Below are 23,442 nucleotides of genomic sequence, written 5' to 3' on the forward strand. Positions count from 1 at the left end.
CAAAAAGCAGGCATAAGTTCAAACATATTTTGAAATGTTATCAAGAAAGGCTGAAGGAATAGACCTATTGACGCCTTAGCAACCCTTGTTCCTCTCCTTAACCCCTTCAAAGGTGGTGGTGTTTTTTAGCATCCTCCCCTTTGGGGAGGGCTGGGGAGCGGATAAGATAAGAAGGTGCTACATTCTACCCTTGGTACTGAACTTGCTTCCGTACCTGCTAAAATCATTATGAGTTTGATTTAGAGCAGGTATAAGCAAAGTGCCAGAGATAGATAACGTTGAAATTACTTCCTTGTAGTTTTACAGCTTTCTTTTTAACATCGTTTGAAGTTATTTATTAAGACGAATGAATAAAAAATGAATTAAAAGTTGAAAAACGAATTATTACATATTCCATTAAAAAATTTTACCACCTTAAGCGGGGCTACGCAAGATTTAAATTTATCGTACCAGCTATTTGGCAAACCGTTGCATTCGGCTCCGATTGTTATGGTAAATCATGCGCTTACGGGAAACTCCGACGTGAGCGGAAATAATGGCTGGTGGAAAGACCTAATTGGAGATGGAAAAGCCATCGACACCACTATTTACACCATAGTGTCGTTTAATATTCCAGGCAACGGTTACGATGGGTTTATTATCGATAATTACAAAGATTTTGTGGCCCGCGATATTGCCCGAATTTTCTTACTGGGGCTAGAAAGACTGGAAATTTCAAAGTTATATGCACTTATCGGTGGGTCGCTTGGCGGTGGGATTGCATGGGAAATGGCGGCTATAAAACCAGATATTACCCTGCATTTAATTCCGGTGGCAACCGATTGGAAATCGACTGATTGGTTAATTGCCAATTGCCAGATTCAAGAGCAGTTTTTGGTCAACTCCAAACAACCGGTGCACGACGCCCGAATGCATGCCATGTTGTGTTACCGAACACCGGAATCTTTTAAAGAACGTTTCAAAAGGACCACCAACGAAGAATTGCAGGTTTTTAATGTAGAGAGCTGGCTATTGCATCACGGTAAAAAATTGCAAGAGCGTTTTCAGCTTTCTGCGTACAAATTGATGAACCAATTGCTAAAAACCATTGATGTAACCCGCGGAAGGCCCGAACATTTTAATGTGCTGGAAACCATTGATGCTTATGTGCATATTATCGGTGTAAGTTCTGATTTGTTTTTTACGGCCGAAGAAAACAGGGAGACCTACAAACAATTGGCACAATCCAGTGACCGGGTACGATACGGAGAAGTGGTGTCGGTACATGGGCACGATGCCTTTTTAATAGAATATGAACAATTAGAAAAATTGATAGGGGGCATTTTTGAATCGTCCCTAAAAAATAATAAAATGAAAGTATTAAAATTTGGAGGAAAGTCGTTGGCAAATGGCGACGGAATCAACAATGTTGTGGAAATTATTGAGAATAAGGTGAACAATGGCGAACGCATTGCCGTGGTTGTTTCTGCAAGGAACAATGCAACAAACGAATTGGAGAGCATACTCGAAACCGCAGCAAGCAAGCAGGATTACGAACATTTGTTTGACGCTTTTAAAAAGTACCAACTGCAGGATTATCCAAATGTAAACCTTTCAGAAGAATTTGAAAATTTAGGAAAGCTATTTTCGGGGGTAAGCCTGTTGGGCGATTTCAGTACGAAAATAAAAGACGAGGTTTTAGCGCAAGGCGAATTGATTTCGGCTAAACTGGTTACCGAAGTTTTAAAAGAAAAGGGGGTGAACGCCAATTTTACTGATTCAAGAAAACTTATTAAAACCAATGAGCGTTTTGGCGATGCACAGCCTTTGGAAAAGCTTTCAAAAGAAAATGTGCTAAAACATTTTGCACAGCACAATGGGGATACGGTAAATATTATAACCGGCTTTATAGGTTCCAACGAAAAGAATGAAACCACCACTTTGGGAAGGAATGGAAGCAATTATACCGCGGCACTTTTGGCCAATTTCCTCGATGCCGGGGAACTGCAAAACTTTACGCATGTAGATGGTATTTTTACTGCCAACCCCGATTTGGTGCCCACGGCGCAACGTATTGAAGAATTGTCGTTTAACGAAGCAAACGAGCTGGCAAATTTTGGAGCTACTATATTACATGCCAAAACCATTATTCCGTTAATCGAAAAAAACATTCCCCTCCGTATTTTAAATACGTTCAACCACGACAATCTGGGGACGTTAATTACGGCTACGCCCAAAAAAGAGGGCATGAAATCGCTTTCTGTATTAGAAAATGTAGCCTTGGTAAACCTCGAAGGCCGTGGTTTGCTCGGGAAAGCGGGAGTCGATGCACGAATTTTTAACGCTTTGGGTAAAAAAGAAATTAGCGTGAGTATTATTTCGCAAGGTTCTTCAGAGCGGGGCATTGGCTTGGTGGTAAACGCCAAAGATGCCACCGAAGCAATGATTGCCTTGGAAAAGGAATTTGAAAACGATTTTTATTCAAAAGACGTAAATAAAATTTCGGTGGTCGACGATGCATCGGTAATCTCAATTATTGGTCAAGATTTAAGTACCTTTCACAAACCGTATAATGCCTTGATAAAGAATCAAGTAATCCCAATTCTTTTCAATAATACCGTCACTGGGAAGAATGTGAGTTTGGTGGTGAAAAAATCAGAACTGCACAAGGCATTGAATGTAATTCACGGCGAAATTTTCGAAATCTCAAAAAAAATCAACATTGCCATTTTTGGTCATGGCTTGGTTGGCGGAACTTTAATCGATCAAATATTAACATCGGCAGCCAATATCGAGGACCGTAAAAAAATTAAGCTCAACATTTTTGCCGTTGCCAATTCACGCAAATTGTTGTTGGATAAAGATGGAATAAGCAACGATTGGAAAACAGCTATCGCTGCCAGCGAAACGGCATCAAATATCAAAACGGTAATCAATTTTGCGAAGGCGCATCATTTGGAGAACTTAATTGCCATCGATAATACTGCCAGTAAGGACTTTGTGGACAATTATAAAACCATGGTCGAAAACGGGTTCGATTTGGTGTCTTCCAATAAAATAGCAAATACCTTAAGCTTTAATTTTTACAGTGATTTGAGGGATTTGTTGGAGAAAAATCAAAAGCAATATTTGTATGAAACCAATGTGGGCGCTGGGCTTCCGTTAATCGATACTATCAGGATACTTCATCTTTCAGGTGAAAATATTACAAGGATCCGCGGGGTGTTTTCTGGAACGTTGAGCTATTTGTTCAACCGGTTTTCTTCCGAAGAAAAACCTTTCAACGAAATATTAAAAGATACCATTGACAACGGCTTTACCGAACCCGATCCCCGTGAAGACCTATATGGAAACGACGTAGGAAGAAAATTGCTTATCCTGGCAAGGGAATTGGATTTGAAGAATGAATTTGAAGATGTAAACATTCAAAATCTAGTGCCGGAAAATTTAAGAAATGAAGAAGTGCCCGAATTTTTACAGAGCCTGGAACAATTTAACGCCCCTTATCAAGAAATTAAAGATGAGCAGGAAAGCAACCATGTTTTGCGTTATGTAGGCGATTTGCACGGCGATTTACAGCAGGACAAGGGCGAATTGGATGTAAAATTGGTGTCGGTTCCGGCCAATAGCATATTGGGTCAAGTAAAGGGCGCCGATTCTATTTTTGAAATTTACACCGAATCTTATGGTGATAGGCCCATTGTTATCCAAGGAGCCGGAGCGGGAGCTGCGGTAACGGCAAGAGGCGTTTTTGGCGATATTTTAAAACTGGCCGAAAAAGAAAAATAAAATTAGAATAACTCCTGTAAGGTTTTTTACAACCTTGTAGGTATGATTTAAAAAAATAAGCAAAATTAAAGGGAAGTGATTTTAAAATCTTTGACCTTTCAACTTTACAAACTATAAACCATGAACAAAAACCATTTTGAAACCGATGCAATTAGAACTCAAATTGAACGAACCGAATTTTTAGAACATTCGGCACCTCTTTATTTATCTTCAAGTTTTGTTTTTGAGGATGCCGAAGACATGAGAGCATCGTTTGCAGAAGAAAAAGAGCGTAATTTATACAGTCGCTTTACCAACCCAAATACCACCGAATTTGTGGATAAGGTCTGTAAAATGGAAGGTGCCGAAGCAGGATATGCCTTTGCAACGGGAATGTCGGCGGTATTTTCAACCTTCGCGGCATTGCTAAACAGTGGTGACCATGTGGTTTCGGCGCGTTCGGTTTTTGGTTCGACTCATGCCCTGTTTACCAAGTTTTTGCCAAAATGGAACATAGAAACCAGTTATTTTAAGGTAAACGAAGTGGATAAAATAGAAAGTTTAATCCAACCCAATACAAAAATACTGTTTGCAGAAACACCCACCAATCCCGCCGTAGATGTCTTGGATTTGGAATATTTGGGCGAAGTAGCCAAAAAACACAACCTTACTTTAGTAATCGATAATTGTTTTGCAACCCCTTATTTGCAAAAACCAATCGATTTTGGTGCACATATTGTAGTGCATTCGGCCACCAAATTAATGGATGGACAAGGTCGCGTGCTTGGTGGTGTTGCCGTGGGACCAAAAGATTTAATACGCGAAATCTATTTGTTCTCCAGAAACACAGGTCCGGCGCTATCGCCGTTTAATGCATGGGTGCTTTCTAAAAGTTTGGAAACCTTGGCCGTTCGTGTAGACCGCCATTGTGAGAATGCATTAAAGGTGGCAGAATTCTTAGAAACACACTCTCAGGTAAATTTTGTAAAATACCCCTTTTTAAAGTCACATCCGCAATACAAAGTTGCAAAAAAGCAGATGAAACAGGGCGGGAGCATTGTTGCTTTTGAAATAAAGGGGGGCGTTGAAGCCGGAAGAAACTTTTTAAATAACATTAAAATGTGTTCGCTTTCTGCCAACTTGGGCGATACCAGGACTATTGTTACGCATCCCGCATCGACTACGCATAGCAAACTTTCTGAAGAAGACCGTTTGGAAGTTGGAATTTCGGATGGTTTGGTGCGTGTTTCCGTAGGTCTCGAAAACGTTTCAGATGTTATAAATGACCTTAATCAGGCTTTAAGTAGTTAAAATTCCCAAAAATCGTTTGGTTTTTTGGAATTAAATAGTACTTTCGCTTTAAAATTCTATTAACCTATCGACTAAGTAGAGTAATAAAAAAATGAAAGATGATTCTAGACAAGGTTTTACAGACAAATAGCGACAAAAAAGCCAGACAAAAAGCTTCGGGCGACAAAATAAGCAGAAGCATTGCAAAATCGGTTAGTTGGCGTATCGTTGGGACCATGGATACCATTTTAATTTCCTGGTTTGTAACCGGAACATTTAAACTGGCCTTGTCTATTGGATTTATTGAATTGGTAACAAAAATGACACTTTACTTTGTTCACGAACGTGTTTGGGAACGGATAAAGTGGGGGAAATAGGCCAATATATGGAAAAGGAAGTTTTCTAAGAAACGAAATTTAAAAGTTATAGAAAACGGTAAGATTAACGAATTAGTGGCAAAAAATAAGTAAACATGCAAAGTTTTAGAACAGAGATCGAAAATCCCGTTGTAGAAAAAGACATTATAGAATTAGAAAAGAAAATCCGTCTTTTTCGCGAAGGAAAGGTAGACGAAGAACGCTTTAGAAGCCTGCGTTTGGCCCGTGGAGTTTATGGCCAACGGCAAGAAGGCGTTCAAATGGTGCGTATCAAGTTGCCTTACGGAAAGGTAACCGGAGATCAATTGTTGCGTATTTGCGATGTTTCTGATGAATATTCACGCGGAAGATTGCATATTACCACACGTCAAGATATACAAATTCATTACGTTAGTTTAGATAGAACACCAGAACTTTGGGCAGAGCTTGAAAAAAATGATGTTACCATACGTGAAGCCTGCGGGAACACGGTAAGAAATGTAACTGCAAGTCCCGAAGCAGGAATAGACCCAAATGAACCGTTTGACGTTACGCCATATGCACACGCAACGTTTCAGTTCTTTTTAAGAAACCCGATCTGTCAGGAAATGGGACGTAAATTCAAGATGTCGTTCTCATCTTCAGATGATGACACGGCCTTGTCTTATATTCATGATCTTGGATTTCTTCCGAAGATAAAAAACGGGGAAAAAGGATTTAAAGTACTATTGGGCGGTGGTTTGGGCTCGCAACCACGCCATGCCGATGTGATATACGAATTTTTGCCTACCGATCAAATTATTCCGCTTATAGAAAGCGTATTGCGAATATTTGACCGTTACGGAGAACGTGCAAAGCGCTTAAAGGCAAGAATGAAATTCCTCATTAAGGATATTGGTCTGGAAGCATTTTTACAATTAATTGAAGAAGAAAAATTAGCATTAGCGTACCAGTCGTATCCAATTAGTGAAGAAGGTTTTGAGTTTAACCCGTCAATTGTTAGCAACATTACCGTTCCAAAAGTAGATTTAGTTGATGTAGAGGGGTATGAAAAATGGAGGAAATCCAATGTTTTTGCACAAAAACAAGAAGGGCTTTTTTCCATAGGAATTAAAGTTCGTTTAGGCGATTTTTATACAGATAAGGCCCGGAAACTGGCTAACTTGATAAGAAAATATGCCGCTGATGAACTCCGCTTAACATTGCGTCAGGATATTTTAATACGTCATGTAAAAGCAGATTTGTTGCCTTTGTTCTATTTGGAACTCAAGGAACTTGGCTTTACAGAGCTGGGCTACAATTCTACTGCTGATATTACGGCATGCCCCGGAACCGATACCTGTAACCTTGGTATTGCCAGTAGTACCGGTATTGCAGATGTTCTGGAAGATGTATTGAACGAAGAATATCCGCAATATAAAGATAACCGTGAGGTAGCCATAAAAATTAGCGGTTGTATGAATGCATGTGGCCAGCACAACATGGCACATATCGGGTTTCAGGGAATGTCCATTCGTACCAAAGACAAATTGGTAGCTCCGGCGCTCCAGATTTTATTGGGCGGGGGTGTTCTTGGAAATGGACAGGGAAGATTTGCCGATAAAGTGATAAAAGTCCCATCGAAAAGAGGGCCGCAGGCTTTGCGGTTAATTTTAGACGATTTTGGTAAAAACAAAGAAAACGGGGAAGACTTTTTGGCGTATTACGACCGGAAAGAACAGATGTATTTTTACGATTTCTTGAAACCTCTATCAGATACAGAAAATCTAACTGAAGATGATTTTGTAGATTGGGGGCACGATAAAAAATATGTTCAGGAAGTAGGTGTTGGTGAGTGTGCCGGGGTTGTAATAGATTTGGTAGCTACTTTGTTATTTGAAAGTGAAGAAAAAATAGAGAAAGCACAACTTTCTCTTAACGATAAAAAATGGGCAGATAGTATCTATCAGTCTTATACCTCATTGATTAATACGGCGAAAGCTTTATTGATAGGAGAAAACAAAAAAACAAATACCCAAGCGGGCATTATAAATCAGTTTGACGAAGTATTTGTCGCAACAGGAAAGATTTCACTAAACACCACTTTCCCTGATCTTGTTTATCAAATTAAAAAAAATAAACCATCTGAAGCGTTCGCAAAATCGTTTTTAGAAGATGCGCAAGCTTTTTACAAAAAAGCAAATGCTTTCAGAAGATTAGAATTAGCACATGCAGACAAGTAACCAACTAAGACTGACTTTAATAGGGGCAGGTCCGGGCGATCCGGATTTGCTCACTGTTAAGGGTATGAAAGCTTTACAAACAGCCAATGTCGTGCTTTACGATGCCTTGGTAAATCCTGCCTTGTTGGAATATGCCCCAGATGCTGAACACATTTTTGTAGGAAAACGAAAAGGGTGTTATGCCTATCAACAAGAGCAGATTAACGAGCTTATCGTGAGCAGGGCAAAATCGCACGGTCACGTAGTTAGGCTAAAGGGCGGCGATCCCTTTGTTTTTGGACGTGGCGCCGAAGAAATGGAATATGCCATTACGCATGGTATAGAAGCCGTTTTTGTGCCAGGAATATCATCGGCGTTGGCAGTACCTGCATACCAAAACATTCCGCTTACCAAACGGGGAAGCTCCGAAAGTTTTTGGGTAATAACGGGCACCACCAAAGAGCATAAATTATCAAAAGATGTTGAATTAGCGTCAAAATCATCGGCTACGGTGGTTATTTTGATGGGAATGAGCAAATTGTCAGAAATAACGGCTTTGTTCGGAAAGGAAAATAAACAAGAAGTTCCTGTAGCAATTATACAAAGCGGTACAACACCAGAAGAAAAAATAGGCATCGGGACCATTGCGACCATAGAATCTGTGGTGAAAGAAAACAAACTGTCAAACCCGGCAATTATTGTTATTGGCGAAGTGGTAAAGCACCGGGGATTATTATTGAACATAAAAAAAGAGGTTGAATTTATAAGTAGTCATTGAAGTAGAAAATGGAGGAGCGTAACGAACTATATCCGGTATTTTTAAAAGTACATGCATTGCAAATACTTATTGTGGGGGGTGGAAATGTGGCTTTAGAAAAGTTAACATTTCTTCTAAAATCAAGTCCAAATGCAAAGGTATGTTTGTTAGCTCCTTTTTTTCGGGAAGAAACCGTAGCCAAAGCAAAAGTGTTTGGTCTAGAAATAATAAAAGATGCATACCATAAAAAGTACCTGCAAGGAAAAGACATTGTTATAGCCACGACCAATGACGAAACCGTAAATGTACAGGTTTATAAAGATTGCAAAGAAAAAAATATATTGGTAAACGTAGCCGATAACCCACCGTATTGCGATTTTTATATGGGCGGTATTGTTACCAAAGGAAATGTAAAAATAGCCATTTCCACCAATGGAAAATCGCCTACAACAGCCAAAAGACTGCGTCAATTTTTTGAAGAAGTGATTCCTGAAAATATCGATGACCTTGTTCAAAATTTGAATGCATATAGAAAAACCATCAAGGGAAATTTTGAGGAAAAAGTTGAGAAACTAAACGAGTTTACCAAAAGTTTGGTTTCAAAATAGAAAAAGAAAAAGTTAGAAAAGTTAGAAAAAAAAGTAGAAGTCATGATTAAAACAGATATACTTATTATCGGAGCGGGCCCCACGGGACTGTTCACGGTATTTGAAGCAGGTTTGTTAAAACTCAAATGTCATTTAATAGATGCCTTGCCGCAACCTGGCGGACAATGTTCGGAGATTTATCCCAAAAAACCCATTTATGATATTCCGGCCTTTCCGGAAATTCTAGCGGGGGATTTGGTAAACAACCTTTTGGAACAGATAAGGCCATTCGAGGCCGGGTACACCTTGGGCGAGCGTGCAGAGACCATAGAAAGACTGGAAGACGGGACCTTTATCGTAACAACAAACAAAGGCACGCAACATCATGCCCCGGTAGTGGTCATCGCTGGGGGATTGGGGAGCTTTGAGCCCAGGAAGCCGCAACTGGAAAACATTGCCAGGTATGAAGATAATGGCGTTGCATACATGATCAAGGACCCGGAAGCCTACCGGGATAAAAAGGTATTGATAGCCGGGGGCGGCGATTCTGCATTGGACTGGTCCATTTTCTTGGCCGGGGTAGCTTCTGAAGTATATTTGGTTCATAGGCGAAATGAATTTAGGGGCGCCTTGGATTCGGTTGAAAAAGTAGCCGAACTTTCCAAAAAAGGAAAAATCGAACTCATAACCGAAGCCGAAGTAACCCATTTGCACGGAAATGAAAAATTGGAGGCTGTAACCGTAAAACATTTAAAGGACGGGGAGTCTCATATAGAAGTGGATAATTTTATCCCTTTGTTCGGGCTTTCGCCAAAATTGGGGCCTATCGGGAATTGGGGCCTGGAGATTGAAAAAAATGCGATAAAAGTGGACAATTCTTACGATTATGCTACGAACATCCCGGGGATCTATGCCATTGGGGACGTAAACACCTATCCCGGAAAGTTAAAGTTGATCCTCTCCGGTTTCCACGAGGCGGCCATTATGTGCCAAAGTGCTTACCAGCGCATTTTCCCCGATAAGAAATATGTCATGAAATACACCACGGTAGGGGGTGTACAAGGTTTTGACGGCACCAAAAAAGAAGCTAAAAAAGAAGTGGTAAAGAGCATAGTGTAGCTCAATTACCTATAGAGATTATTTAAAGCAACTTTGAAAAAAAGTTACTTTTTTTTATTTATAATAGTTGTTTTTTTGAGTTTATCTTCTTTGTGTTGCAAAAATAACAAATACGATAATGAAGAAAATAAGCTTCCTTTTTATAGCATGCTTTTGTATGTGGAATTCTTCCTTTTCACAAGACGCACAATTGGAAAAGTCAATTTTTGGCATCCAAACAGGACTATTGGGGATTTGGGTGCATAATGAAGCGCGTTTGACCCGAAAATTGCATTGTGTAGCGAAATAGGGTTTGATACCGGTTTTTGGAAGTTCATACGAGGAAGATGGCTTTGCAATGGTCCCCAGTATTGCTCTTGAGCCACGGTACTACTATAATTTTGAAAAGCGCGAAACTAAAGGAAAGAGAATTCATCATAACGTAGCCAATGTAGAAGCTGTAGAAACCATTTCATTTATTCCCAAATGGGGCATCCGAAGAAATATAGGCCAGCATTTTAATTACCAAGTAGGTGTAGGAGAGGGATATTATATAGATGCATACGATTCTGGTCTGGCAATGGATATTCATTTGCGTATTGGCTATACATTGTAGGCAAAATTTATGTTGCTTCTACAAAGCATACAACAAATAAAACGGTTTTGCTTAGCAAACTAGAAATGGACGCACTAAAAAATCATCAATTAAACGGCGCATTTGGCATTGGTTTTAGAGTATATTTCAATCCGTTTTTCAAATAAAAATCATCACATATTTTTAAGCCTTCAAACACTTGTATTCCACTAAAATCTAACTTATATTTGCACCTCATTTGTTCATAACAATATTGCACGTTATCAAGAAAGGTGAAGGGATTAGACCCGTTGAAGCCTTAGCAACCCTTAATCCTTTTCCAGTTTTCCGAAGGAAGTGAGTATATAGCTCCTTTCCCTTTGGGAAGGACTGGGGATGGGCTCAAGAAGGTGCTACGTTCTACCGCGCATGGCGTGGACAGATAACAAAAAACTTCCGGTTTTTTCTTTCTTCTTGATACATATTATTGTAATTATTTTAACGGGTATTTACCCTGTTGAACAATGTTTTGTTTCTTATAAGAAAAAGAAAATGGAAAAAAATATTAAAAAAGAACTCGAAAACAGGATTTTGGTGCTAGACGGGGCCATGGGAACCATGTTGCAACAATATAAATTTACCGAAGAAGATTTTCGTGGCGAACGGTTTAAAGATTTTGGGCACCCGTTGCAGGGGAACAACGATTTACTTTCAATAACACAGCCCAAGGCTATTGCAGAAATTCATGCAAAATATTTTGAAGCCGGAGCCGATATCGTGGAGACCAATACGTTTTCGGGCACCACCATTGCCATGGCTGATTATCATTTGGAAGATATTGTATACGAGCTCAATTTAGAATCGGCTACAATTGCCAAAAAAGTAGCCGATGAATTTACGGCAAAACAGCCAGAAAAACCGCGTTTTGTGGCGGGGGCCATGGGGCCGACCAACCGTACAGCAAGCATGTCGCCCGATGTTAACGATCCTGGGTTCCGGGCCATTACGTTCAATGAATTGCGCATTGCATACAAGCAGCAAGTCGAAGGATTGATTGATGGTGGCGTGGACGTGTTGTTGGTGGAAACTATTTTTGATACCCTAAATGCCAAAGCGGCACTTTTTGCCATTGAAGAGGTAAAAGAAGAGCGCAACATTGATATTCCGGTTATGGTAAGCGGCACTATTACCGATGCTTCGGGAAGAACACTTTCCGGGCAAACGGCCGAGGCCTTTTTAATAAGTATTTCGCATGTACCTTTGTTAAGTGTGGGGTTTAATTGTGCTTTAGGCGCCGACCAATTGATGCCTTATGTAAAAAGATTGTCAGAAAAATCGCCTTTTTATATTTCTGCATATCCAAATGCAGGCTTGCCCAACCATTTTGGCGAATACGATCAAACAGCGGAAGAAATGCAAGCTTTGGTACGCAATTATTTGGAAGAAAATGTAGTGAATATTATTGGCGGATGTTGCGGTACCACACCCGACCACATAAAATTACTGTCTGAAATAGCCAAAGAATATCAACCGAGAAAAGTTTTGGTTGAAAATTATTAATGAATGATGTCATGCTGAGCTTGTTGAAGCACGAATTTATATAAAATGACTAAAAATAAGTTAGTGAAAAATAACACCAATAACCAACAACAAATAGCGAAAGACTACCAACGTGTCCCTTTAGTGCTTTCTGGACTGGAACCTTTGGTAATTGATGAAAATTCTAATTTTATCAATGTTGGGGAACGTACAAACGTAACGGGTTCAAGACGTTTTCTTCGTTTGATAAAAGAAGAAAATTTCGATGAAGCATTAGAGGTTGCCCGTGCCCAGGTTGAAGGTGGCGCCCAGATTATTGATATCAACATGGACGAGGGGATGCTTGACGGGAAAAAGGCAATGGTCACTTTTTTAAACCTCATTGCTGCCGAGCCCGATATTGCCCGTGTACCAATTATGGTAGACAGCTCCAAATGGGAAATTATCGAGGCCGGCCTTCAGGTTGTTCAGGGGAAGGGTATTGTTAATTCCATCAGCTTAAAAGAAGGAGAAGCACAATTTATCCATCATGCCAAACTGGTTAAGCGTTATGGCGCGGCGGTTATTGTAATGGCTTTTGATGAGGTTGGGCAAGCAGATAATTACGAGCGTAGGATTGAAATCTGTAAACGTTCGTATGATATCTTGGTCAACAAGGTTAAATTTTCACCGCAAGACATTATATTCGACCCAAATATTTTTCCGGTTGCCACTGGAATGGAAGAACACCGCCAAAATGCTGTCGACTTTTTCCGGGCCACCAAATGGATTCGTGAAAATCTTCCGCATGCGCATATAAGCGGTGGGGTAAGCAACGTTTCTTTTTCTTTCCGCGGAAACAACACCGTTCGCGAAGCTATGAATGCCGCTTTTTTATATCACGGAATCCAACACGGAATGACCATGGGGATTGTAAACCCCGAAATGCTCGAAATTTACGATGAGATAGATAAAGAACTGTTGGAATACGTAGAAGATGTATTGCTCGATAAGCGCGACGATGCCACCGAACGTTTGTTGGATTATGCCGAAACCGTAAAAGGAAACACCAAGGAAACCGAAAAGCAAAAACAGGAATGGCGTAACGGCAGTTTACAAGACCGTATAACACATTCGTTGGTAAAAGGGGTATTGGAATTTGTAGAAGAAGATGCGGAAGAAGCCCGGCAAGCTGTAGATAAACCCATCGAGGTTATCGAAGGACATTTAATGAACGGGATGAATGTGGTGGGCGACCTCTTTGGAAGCGGAAAAATGTTTTTGCCACAAGTGGTAAAATCGGCGCGGGTAATGAAAAAAGCCGTGGCCTATTTGTTACCGTTCATTGAAGCCGATAAAGATGAAAACTCTCGCTCGGCAGGAAAAGTATTGATGGCAACCGTAAAAGGCGATGTGCACGATATTGGTAAAAATATTGTAAGCGTGGTTTTAGGATGCAACAATTACGAGATCATTGACCTTGGGGTAATGGTCCCGCCCGAAAAAATTATTCAAACGGCCATTGACCAACAAGTGGATATTATTGGTTTAAGCGGCCTTATAACACCTTCATTGGACGAGATGGTGTACTTGGCCAAAGAATTGGAAAAACTCAACTTAAGCATCCCGGTAATGATTGGCGGAGCCACTACTTCAAGGGCGCATACAGCCGTGAAAATTGCCCCCGAATACTCTAAAACGGTGGTGCATGTAAACGATGCCTCCCGCGCCGTAAACGTGGCTGGAAGTTTGTTAAACCCGAAGTTGAAAGAAGAATATGGAATTTCACTCCGAAACGAATACGATAAGCTTCGCGAAGGTTTTTTAAACCGTTCCCGCGAGAAGAATTTTTTAACCATTAAACAGGCCCGGGCCAATAAATTACAACTGGATTGGGAAGAATTTACCCCCCAAACACCAAATTTTATCGGAGTGAAACAAGTAGCAGTTAATTTAGATGAATTAAGAAAATATATAGATTGGACTCCTTTTTTCCGTTCGTGGGAATTGCACGGGAAATATCCGGCCATTCTGAAAGATGAAGTGGTAGGAAAAGAAGCTGCCAAATTATTTGCCGAAGCTACCGAAATGCTGAACAGGATTATTGATGAAAAATGGTTAACCGCAAAAGGCATTTTAGGAATTTTCCCAGCCAATCAAGTAAACGATGATGATATTCAATTATATGACGAAAATGGAAAGGAACTGAATAAATTTCTTACCCTTCGTCAGCAATCAGAAAAAAACAAAAGGGCATCCAATATTGCATTGGCCGATTTTATTGCACCAAAAGAGCATGGAAAACAAGATTATATCGGTGCTTTTTGTGTAACTACCGGATTTGGAGTCGATGAGATATCCAATAGGTATGTAAAAGATCTGGACGATTACAATTCCATTATGATAAAAGCCCTTGCAGATCGATTGGCAGAAGCTTTTGCCGAGTATTTGCACGAACGGGTACGAAAGGAAATTTGGGGTTACGATGCAGCAGAACAGTTAACAAATGAAGAATTAATTAAAGAATCCTATAAAGGAATACGCCCTGCACCGGGCTACCCTGCTTGTCCCGATCATTTGGAGAAAAAAGTAATTTGGGAAATTTTGAATGTTGAAGAAGAAATTGGCGTGAAATTGACAGACAGTTTGGCCATGTGGCCTGCTTCATCGGTGTCTGGCTATTATTTTGCAAATCCTAAAAGTAAATATTTCGGATTGGGAAAAATAAAAGAAGACCAAGTTGCCGATTATGCAAAACGAAGAGGGATTTCTGTTGAAGAAGCTACCAAATGGTTAAACCCAAATATTGCAGATTGATGAATTATAATTATAGAGTTGAAAGTTATAAAGTTGAAAGTTTGGAAGTGAGGAAAAACAAAAAACGGTAATAAACCATAAAACAGGCTTAACTTTCTCCTCATTAACTCTTTAACTTTGAAAACCAGCAACCAACAAAAATAAAATAGAAACAGATGAAAACAGAATTTATAGAACTGTCTTTAGGGAGCCATGTTATTTCTCATGGGTTCGATGCCTTAAACAAAGAAATAACCGAAGAAGTCAATGTAAAAGGCTTCTCCATAAAGGTAGTGGCCATATCAAGGATTAAATCATTAAGCGAAAAATATATTTTAACAGATTACCTTGACGGAAGATGGATTTATTGGGAATACGAAAGTGATTTTGAGGAGCTTAAGAAGCAGTTGTTGTAAGTCTAAATTTTAAAGAAAAGCCAACAGAACAGACAATAATCAACTAGAAAAAGAGAACGAACAACTATAAAATGAAAGTAACCGAACATATAGAAAAAGCTAAAGGGAAAACCTTATTTTCTTTTGAAATAATCCCGCCGCAAAAAGGAAAAAACATACAGGAACTGTACGATAATATAGATCCTTTAATGGAGTTTAATCCGCCTTTTATAGATGTAACCACTTCTCGTGAAGAATTTGTTTATATTGAAAGGGACGGACTTTTCGACAGGAAAATAACGCGGATGCGTCCGGGAACGGTTGGAATATGTGCCGCTTTAAAACATAAATATAACGTAGATACCATACCCCATGTGCTGTGTGGAGGCTTTACAAAAGAAGAAACCGAATACATGCTGGTAGATTGCCAATATCTGGGAATTGAAAATGTAATGGCCCTCCGTGGCGATGCCATGAAACACCAACGCTATTTTGAACCAACCAATGGCGGACATACGTATGCAACCGGTTTGGTAAAACAAATACGCAATATGTGCGAAGGAAAATATTTACATGAAACTATAGAAAAAGCAGACGATTTTAATTTTTGTATCGGCGTTGCCGGCTACCCCGAGAAACATTTGGAAGCTCCTTCGCTCGATTTCGACCTTAATAAATTAAAAGAAAAGGTAGATGCCGGAGCCGATTATATTGTTACACAGATGTTTTTCGACAACAGCAAGTTTTTTGCTTTTGTAAAGAAAGCCCGCGCCGCAGGAATCAATGTGCCCATTATTCCGGGCATAAAGCCCATTGCGGTTAAAAAACACCTTCAGTTATTACCGCAAGTGTTTAAAATAGACCTTCCCGAAAATTTGGTAAATGCCGTAGATGCCTGTAAGAACAATAAGGAAGTGCGCCAGATGGGCATAGAATGGTGCATTGAACAATCAAAAGAATTAAAAGAAGCAGGTGTACCTTTGCTGCATTACTACTCAATGGGTAAATCCGATAATATTAAGGCTATTGCCTCAGCATTATTTTAATAAATAAGATTATTTTTGCAGTCGAAATTAAAATTATGCAACGCGTACTAGCTATTCTATTCTTGGTGTTTTCAAGTGTTTCTTTTGCACAGGAAAACACCAATTCTTATGCATCTTATTTTGATGTAAACTATTTTTATGGAAATATAACCAGGCACAATAACGACATTCTTCACCTAATAACAGCGCATCCCGAGGGTGTTGTTTTCAGTTGGAACAAAAAAACGTACGGAGATAAAGAATGGGAACAGTTGTATAATTATCCCGATTACGGAGCTTCCTTGATTTACCATAATTTCAAGAATGAATACATGGGAAGCAACGTGGCGTTTTACGGGCATTACAATTTTTATTTTTTCAACAGAAATTTAATGTTCCGGGTGGGGCAGGGAATTGCCATAGCCGGAAACCCTTATGATAAAGAAGACAATTATAGGAATGTTGCTTTTGGGTCGAAGTTATTGAGCAGCACTTATTTAATGCTGAATTATAAAAAAGAACGCATTTTTGATAAATTCGGACTTCAAGCCGGACTTACGTTGGTGCATTATTCCAACGGAAACACTAAGGCGCCCAACACCAGTATAAATACAGTTAATCTTAATGTAGGTGTAAATTATCAATTGGATGCCATTAAACCCGAATACATAAAAACCGAAGGCTTAACAAATAGGTTTACCGAGCCCGTACGTTTTAATTTTGTGTTTAGAACGGGCGTTAACGAGAGCGATGTAATCCATAGCGGCCAGTTTCCTTTTTATGTTTTTTCGGTGTATGCCGATAAGCGCCTTAATAAAAAAAGTGCCATTCAACTGGGGACCGATGTGTTCTATTCCAACTTTCTAAAGGAATATATTGAGTATAGCTCGATTGCCTATCCCGAAAGAGGCATCGATGGTTCCGAAGATTACAAGCGCGCCGGAATTTTTATTGGGCATGAACTGTTTATCAATAGGTTTTCTGTTATTGCACAAGCGGGGTATTATGTATATTACCCAATAGATTACGAAGGGCAAATGTATTTGCGGGGCGGTTTAAAGGGGTACATCACCAAAAATAAAAAACTATTTGGAGTGGTAACCGTAAAGGCACATGCTGCACAAGCAGAAGCGGTAGAAATAGGAATTGGTTATAGACTTTAAGATATTTTTAAATGAGAATACTACAAGGCATATATTTAATAACGGGTTTGCTGTTGGCAACAGTATTTTTAGGCTGCAATAGCGAAGATGCCAACGATTGTTTTCAAACCGCAGGTACCATTGTTCAAGAAGAAAGGCCGGCAACCGATTTTTCGCGTATTTTGGTAAACGAAGGCATAACAATGGTGATAAAACAAGCGCCCGAATACAGAGTTGTGGTAGAATCGGGAGAAAACTTAATGAACGACATCCATACCGAAGTAAAAGACGGTCAATTAATATTGACCAATAACAATATTTGCAATTATGTACGCAAATACGAGCTTACAACCATTTTTGTTACTGCTCCCGACATTGCAGAAATACGCAGTGCAACCCAGCGGGAAATCCGTTCTGAAGGCACCATTACTACCGATAAGTTAACGGTTTATTCAGAGAATTATCAAAACAACGAATACTTGACCAGTGCAGCTATTTATTTGAACGTTGATGTAAATCAGTTTCAAATTGTCTTCAATGGTATTTCCAATATTTACATGACCGGAAAAGCAAAAAGCCTGAATATTAACATGGCTTCCGGAAATGGCCGTTTTGAAGGACGTAATTTCCCGGTTGAAAACGCAACTGTTTACCACAGGAGTTCCAACGATGTAATTGTAAAAGCTTCCACCTTGCTAAAAGGCGATATTTATAGCACGGGCGATATTATTTCTGTAGGCGTACCACAAACAGTTGAAATAGTAGAGCACTACAAAGGAAAACTTATTTACGAAGAGTAATTATTGAACCAGATTAACTTTATTCCGGGTAGTTTCTCCTAACTTTGAAGAAATAAAAGTTGTTAAAGAAATGAATACCGATAAGAAAAAGAGAATTGTAGTTATTGGCGGGGGCTTTGCCGGATTGGAACTTATAAAAAAGCTGAAGCATTCGCCTGCTTACGAAGTTATTTTGGTAGATTTAAACAATTATAATTTTTTCCCACCATTATTGTATCAAGTAGCATCGGGTTTTATGGAACCTTCGGCCATTAGTTATCCTTTCAGGAAGATTTTAAGGGGAAAAGAGAACGTACGGTTTCGGTTGGGTGCATTGCAGCAAGTAATTCCCGAAGAAAACAGGGTTGAATTGAGCAACGGGAGCCTTACGTATGATATTTTGGTAATGGCCACCGGGACAGAAACCAATTTTTTTGGCAATGAAAATGTACAAAAATGGTCCTTGCCCATGAAAACCATTGGTGATGCCTTGGCATTGCGAAATTTAGTATTTACCCGATTGGAAAGGGCCACCCGTGTAGAAGACCCATTGCACAGAAAAAAACTATTGTCTTTTGTTATTGCCGGGGCAGGGCCAACTGGTGTTGAGCTTTCGGGTATTTTGGCCGAAATGCGCAAGAATATCCTCCGGAAAGATTACCCCGAACTAAAAAAAGAAGATTTAGGCGATATTTATCTGTTGGACGGGCAAGATTCCGTTTTGGCTACCATGTCTGATAAAACGCAGCATTACACCAAGAAAAAATTAGAAGGATTGGGTGTTATTGTGAAATTGGATACACTGGTACAGGATTTTAAGGAAGACACCGTGTATTTATCTGATGGGACTACTTTAGCATCTAAAAACCTTATATGGGCCGCAGGTGTTTCTGCCAAGGTATTCGACGGTTTTAAAAAAGAAGATTACGGGCGTGGCCGCCGTTTAAAAACCAATGCGTTTAACCGTTTGGAAGCCTACAATAATATTTTTGCCATTGGCGATACCGCTTTACTCACCAAAGATCCGACCTATCCCGATGGGCATCCGCAGGTGGCGCAAGTAGCCTTGCAACAGGCACGCAACCTGGGCGACAACTTTTTAAAGAAAACCGAGGACCAATGGCAGCCTTTTCAATATAGCGACAAAGGGTCCATGGCTATCATAGGGAGAAACAAAGCAGTAACCGATGGGCCCAAAGAGAAATTTTTTATCAATGGTTTTTTGGCGTGGTGCATATGGATTTTTGTGCATATTATGTCACTGGTAAATTACAGGAACCGTATTCGTGCCCTTTACGATTGGATTGGATATTATTTCCACAAAGACCAATCGTTTAGAATGATAATTAAACCAAGGAATGTAAAATAGCTTGTCTAATTGTATGTTGCAAAGGAGAAAGCAACAACCTGGAACATAGAAAAATAGAATTTACGATAGGTGCCATTTCATAATTGGCATTAGTAACAGCAGTTGACTTTTATTGATTTAAGGTGAAATTTACAATGTTTTCAACATGAATTTTTGTTGTATCAAATACCGGAAAGTCGAAATCCTTTTGATCGATTAGCATTGGTATTTCCGTGCATCCTAAAATGAGGCCTTCTGCTCCTCTTTCTATTAATTCATTTGCGTATTGTATAAATTTTAATTTTGATTCTTTATTTATAATTCCTTTTCCGAGCTCATTTTTTACAATCTCCTGTATTTCTTCAATATCTTCTTTTTTTGATGGAACAATGGTTTCAATGTTATATTCCTTCAGTTTATTTCGGTAAAAATCCATTTCCATTGTAAATTTTGTGCCTAACAGCCCTACTTTATGTAGTTTTTGCTTTTTTATTTCTTCTGCAGTGGCAGATGCGATATGAATAATAGGGATGTTAATTTTTGACTGTATTTCATCAGCAAATAAATGGGCTGTATTGGCGCACAAGACTATAAAATCTATATTGTTGGATGTTAAGCTTTTACAAGCGTTGAAAATGAGATCGTAAGAGTTTGTCCACCCTATATCTTGAATATCAGAAAAATTCAAGGAATATATAATACATTCAGCCGAATTAAGCCCTCCTAATTTTTCGTTTATGCCTTGGTTTATATATTTATAATAGTCTAAAGTTGAAGTCCAACTTATTCCACCAACCAATCCTATTTTTTTCATTTTAATGCGTTTTTGTTTTTTTAGCGTGTGCCCAATGTTTACAGTCAGTACGCCATAATTTCGGTTGTATATTCTACCATTGCACAAGTTATTAAAAAATTAAATTTTTAGCATGTAATTAAATTATGTAACAATACAAAACCCATAAATCTATCTAGTTTTTATTGAATTAGTGGGTTATATAATGGTTACTGTTGTTGGCATTAATTATTATTCAATTTTTAAAATGTCTTTCAGTTTTTTTCCAATTGATGTAATCCATATTACAACTTCTCCACCTTTAACAATATATTTATCTGATATTTCATAGTCCCGTTGGTCTTCTACTCTTGTTGGATTATATCCAAACCCACAAATCCCACTATTAATTAACGGAAAAGTATCATCGTCAGGCGCTTCTTCTGTTGATGCTTCAATTTCAATTTTGGATAGGTCACGACCTAAAAAATATTCCAAGTCTCCGTTATATATATTTTGAATTATGCGTGCACCTTGTAAAAACTCCTCGTAAGTTATTTGACTTTCCAGAAATCCACGGAAAAATTGCCCAATGTATTTAGCATCAAGATAATCATCACACTTGTCCAATATGAAAATCAGTTTTTCTCCGATTTTGATTTTCTGTTTTTCCGAGTTATCAATCGAGTCAATCATTTTTTCTCTCTGTTCGATTGGAATATCTTTTAACTCTGTCAAAAAATAAATTATTTTTTTTAGAAAAAGAGCATCTTTTATTGTTGAAGCAGTTTTTCCCATGCCAACGATTGAACCTAAAATCGGAATATCCTTTAAAATTCCGTCATCGAGCATCGAATCCAGTATAACTTCAGTCAAATCTGTCGAAACATTCTGAAGGTCAGAAGTCTTGACTGTTTTTGTTAATGATTTGTCTATTTTATTCAATTCTTGTAACAATTTATTTTAATTAAGTAACCGCTCAATAAACACCAATTTCTTATATAAAACACCTAAAAAATAGTAGTAGCGAAGTATATGGTATTGGTTTAGTTGTTACTAACAATACATATTTCTCTTACAAAATAATAGGTTATAGTGCTTTTTAGTCCTTTTTTTGCTAAAAATACAATTCCAGATACGTCCAGAACCCCTTTGGATAGGTAAAAAATAGGGTTGGATACGTGCCATGCCTGTCCATATAGGTATATAACCTCAAAAGACAGGTGTGTTAACGTATAATTTGGGGTTAAATGCTCTTCTAAATAGGTGCTTGAGGTATTTTTACCAATAAAAAACCCAAAAAAATAGGTATGTCAACGTATCTGGATATATAAAAGACCCCAAAAATTGGTGCATTAACGTATCAGGACATATAAAAAAAACCGCCATATAGTTTGCCCATGTATTGGTATGGTTCTATTTATAGGCTATGGTATTAAAAGGGTCGGGGTCCAAAAATTTTATTTAATTATCTTATCGATTCATCTATATTTGTTTATAGATTAATTTAGACCAACCATAACCATGCAAAAACTTACTTTTCTTATTGCGGTAGCAATCATAAGTATTTCCTGTTCACCTAAAAAAAATCAACCAAAAACGGTGGACAACCCATTGATAGGTACCTGGAGGTTGATTTCGGGAACTACCATTGAGGGATCGGACACCACGGTAACCGATTATACCAGGGACAGGGAAATGATTAAAATTATCAACAAAACACATTTTGCCTTTTTAAACCATGATTTAAACCATGGAAAGGACAGTACAGCGGCTTTTGTGGCCGGCGGGGGCACCTATTCTGTAAAAGACAGTTTGTATACCGAACATTTAACGTATTGCAACTTTAGGGAGTGGGAGGGCAACAGCTTTTCGTTTGTGTATACCGTTCATGGCGACACGCTTGTTACAAAGGGAATTGAAAGAATAGAAGATATCGGGGTAAACCGTATCAATATCGAGAAACTGGTGCGGGAAAAGTAAAAAATTAACTGCTGGTAAGCTCTACGAACAAACTTTCCAGGTTTTTGTTTTTTTGATTGAGTTGAAGCGTTTTGAGTCCGTTGTCATGGGCAAAGTCAAAAACGGTGGCGCGCATATCGGTGTCGGTTTCAAAGGTAATTTCATATACAAAACCAATACTGTTTTTTACCTGTTTGGCCTTTGGCAGTTGTTCCAACAATACTTCTTCCACACGGTAATCAAACTCCACTTCGATAATCTGCTCTTGTGCTTTTCTAAGTTCGGTAAGCTTTTTGTCGGCCACGATCTCACCTTTATTAATAATGATTACCCGGTCGCAAATAGCCTCGACTTCCTGCATGATATGGGTGGAGAGCAGTACGGTTTTTTCTTTCCCAACCCTTTTTATAAGTTTTCTAATCTCGATTAACTGGTTGGGGTCAAGCCCAGTGGTGGGCTCATCGAGAATCAAGACATCGGGGTTGCCAATCAGCGCAGCGGCCAGCCCGACCCTTTGGCGGTATCCCTTAGAAAGGGCGCCTATTTTTTTATTGGCTTCCGGGGTCAACCCGCATTGGGCGATTGTTTCTTCAACAACATTTTTTTTAACCTTGTATAAACTGGCGGTATAACTTAAATATTCACGCACGTACATATCCAAGTGCAACGGGTTGTGCTCAGGCAAATACCCAATGCTTTGTTTTACATCCATCTTTTGGGCATCAATGGCAAAACCGTTTATTTTGGCAGTTCCTCCGGAAGGGCTTAAATAGGTGGTAAGGATTTTCATTAGCGTTGATTTCCCGGCACCATTGGGCCCTAAAAAACCAACGATTTCTCCTTTTTTAAGGGTGAAGGATATATTTTTAAGCGCTTCTTGCGCTCCGTAATTTTTACTTATGTTGAAGACTTCTATGGACATATGCCAAATGTAGTTTTAATGTGTTAAAGTTAAAAGTTGAAATTTAAAAAGTTTTAAAGTTCGATAGTTGAGAGTTCTTCGTTGGTAGTTGATAGTAAATTTAAAAGAACAACCTTGAACAAATACCCTTTCCTCGTTAACTTATTACGTTATGCGGCTTCTCCTTCGTCGAA

The 23,442-nt window shown here is 39.0% G+C and carries 19 protein-coding genes and 1 riboswitch; of the genes, 16 read left to right on the forward strand and 3 right to left on the reverse strand.

All coding sequences use genetic code 11. The annotated features are described in order from the left end of the window. Positions 1-369: 369 nt before the first annotated feature. The 15 genes from thrA (at position 370) to PSF86_RS01290 (ending at position 19,634) form a co-directional block, all read left to right on the forward strand. Positions 370-3,768: a bifunctional aspartate kinase/homoserine dehydrogenase I gene (gene thrA, locus PSF86_RS01220; protein ID WP_277898231.1), complete on the forward strand. Its 3,399-nt coding sequence runs from the start codon at positions 370-372 to the stop codon at positions 3,766-3,768. A 120-nt stretch (positions 3,769-3,888) separates the two neighbouring features. Further along, positions 3,889-5,058, forward strand: coding sequence for a trans-sulfuration enzyme family protein (locus PSF86_RS01225; RefSeq protein WP_277898232.1), 1,170 nt, complete (start codon positions 3,889-3,891; stop codon positions 5,056-5,058). A gap of 98 nt (positions 5,059-5,156) precedes the next feature. Beyond that, positions 5,157-5,414 (forward strand): DUF2061 domain-containing protein, encoded by a 258-nt coding sequence (locus tag PSF86_RS01230; protein WP_277898233.1) that lies wholly within the window; start codon positions 5,157-5,159, stop codon positions 5,412-5,414. A gap of 95 nt (positions 5,415-5,509) precedes the next feature. Next, positions 5,510-7,615: a ferredoxin-like domain-containing protein gene (locus tag PSF86_RS01235; protein ID WP_277898234.1), complete on the forward strand. Its 2,106-nt coding sequence runs from the start codon at positions 5,510-5,512 to the stop codon at positions 7,613-7,615. Continuing rightward, positions 7,602-8,372 carry a uroporphyrinogen-III C-methyltransferase gene (gene cobA, locus PSF86_RS01240; RefSeq protein WP_277898235.1) on the forward strand — a complete coding sequence of 257 codons (771 nt, stop codon included), beginning with the start codon at positions 7,602-7,604 and terminating at the stop codon, positions 8,370-8,372. The genes PSF86_RS01235 and cobA overlap by 14 nt, the downstream gene beginning before the upstream one ends. An 8-nt stretch (positions 8,373-8,380) precedes the next feature. After that, on the forward strand, positions 8,381-8,959 hold the full coding sequence (locus PSF86_RS01245) for a precorrin-2 dehydrogenase/sirohydrochlorin ferrochelatase family protein (RefSeq protein ID WP_277898236.1): 579 nt from the start codon (positions 8,381-8,383) through the stop codon (positions 8,957-8,959). A gap of 42 nt (positions 8,960-9,001) precedes the next feature. Beyond that, positions 9,002-10,057, forward strand: coding sequence for an NAD(P)/FAD-dependent oxidoreductase (locus PSF86_RS01250; RefSeq protein ID WP_277898237.1), 1,056 nt, complete (start codon positions 9,002-9,004; stop codon positions 10,055-10,057). A gap of 292 nt (positions 10,058-10,349) precedes the next feature. Beyond that, positions 10,350-10,652: a hypothetical protein gene (locus PSF86_RS01255; protein ID WP_277898238.1), complete on the forward strand. Its 303-nt coding sequence runs from the start codon at positions 10,350-10,352 to the stop codon at positions 10,650-10,652. A gap of 236 nt (positions 10,653-10,888) precedes the next feature. Beyond that, a riboswitch (SAM riboswitch) is annotated at positions 10,889-11,059 on the forward strand. Positions 11,060-11,162: 103 nt separating this feature from the next. Next, the gene (locus PSF86_RS01260; RefSeq protein ID WP_277898239.1) at positions 11,163-12,170 is read left to right on the forward strand and encodes a homocysteine S-methyltransferase family protein; all 1,008 of its coding nucleotides are present in this window, start codon (positions 11,163-11,165) and stop codon (positions 12,168-12,170) included. Between the two features lie 45 nt (positions 12,171-12,215). Beyond that, a complete protein-coding gene (metH, locus tag PSF86_RS01265; RefSeq protein ID WP_407933302.1) occupies positions 12,216-14,945 on the forward strand; it encodes a methionine synthase in 2,730 nt (909 codons plus the stop codon). Positions 14,946-15,100: 155 nt separating this feature from the next. Then, complete coding sequence (locus PSF86_RS01270) at positions 15,101-15,340, forward strand: hypothetical protein (protein WP_277898241.1); 240 nt, start codon at positions 15,101-15,103, stop codon at positions 15,338-15,340. 71 nt (positions 15,341-15,411) lie between these two features. Further along, a complete protein-coding gene (gene metF / locus PSF86_RS01275; protein ID WP_277898242.1) occupies positions 15,412-16,365 on the forward strand; it encodes a methylenetetrahydrofolate reductase [NAD(P)H] in 954 nt (317 codons plus the stop codon). A 35-nt stretch (positions 16,366-16,400) separates the two neighbouring features. Then, positions 16,401-17,507: an acyloxyacyl hydrolase gene (locus PSF86_RS01280; protein WP_277898243.1), complete on the forward strand. Its 1,107-nt coding sequence runs from the start codon at positions 16,401-16,403 to the stop codon at positions 17,505-17,507. Between the two features lie 11 nt (positions 17,508-17,518). Beyond that, positions 17,519-18,286, forward strand: coding sequence for a head GIN domain-containing protein (locus tag PSF86_RS01285; protein WP_277898244.1), 768 nt, complete (start codon positions 17,519-17,521; stop codon positions 18,284-18,286). A 70-nt stretch (positions 18,287-18,356) separates the two neighbouring features. Further along, a complete protein-coding gene (locus PSF86_RS01290) occupies positions 18,357-19,634 on the forward strand; it encodes an NAD(P)/FAD-dependent oxidoreductase (protein WP_277898245.1) in 1,278 nt (425 codons plus the stop codon). A gap of 109 nt (positions 19,635-19,743) precedes the next feature. On the opposite strand, the gene PSF86_RS01295 is transcribed toward PSF86_RS01290, so the two are convergent. Both PSF86_RS01295 and PSF86_RS01300 read right to left on the reverse strand, forming a co-directional pair. Continuing rightward, positions 19,744-20,427, reverse strand: coding sequence for an aspartate/glutamate racemase family protein (locus PSF86_RS01295; protein WP_277898246.1), 684 nt, complete (start codon positions 20,425-20,427; stop codon positions 19,744-19,746). Positions 20,428-20,637: 210 nt separating this feature from the next. After that, on the reverse strand, positions 20,638-21,330 hold the full coding sequence (locus PSF86_RS01300) for a hypothetical protein (protein ID WP_277898247.1): 693 nt from the start codon (positions 21,328-21,330) through the stop codon (positions 20,638-20,640). Between the two features lie 579 nt (positions 21,331-21,909). On the opposite strand from PSF86_RS01300, the gene PSF86_RS01305 reads away from it, so the two are divergent. Further along, on the forward strand, positions 21,910-22,368 hold the full coding sequence (locus tag PSF86_RS01305) for a lipocalin-like domain-containing protein (RefSeq protein WP_277898248.1): 459 nt from the start codon (positions 21,910-21,912) through the stop codon (positions 22,366-22,368). A gap of 4 nt (positions 22,369-22,372) precedes the next feature. Here PSF86_RS01305 and gldA read toward each other — a convergent pair whose 3' ends face one another. Continuing rightward, on the reverse strand, positions 22,373-23,269 hold the full coding sequence (gene gldA / locus PSF86_RS01310) for a gliding motility-associated ABC transporter ATP-binding subunit GldA (RefSeq protein ID WP_277898249.1): 897 nt from the start codon (positions 23,267-23,269) through the stop codon (positions 22,373-22,375). Between the last annotated feature and the right edge of the window lie 173 nt (positions 23,270-23,442).

It is taken from the genome of Galbibacter pacificus (genome assembly GCF_029603165.1).
Taxonomy (GTDB): Bacteria; Bacteroidota; Bacteroidia; order Flavobacteriales; family Flavobacteriaceae; genus Galbibacter; species Galbibacter pacificus.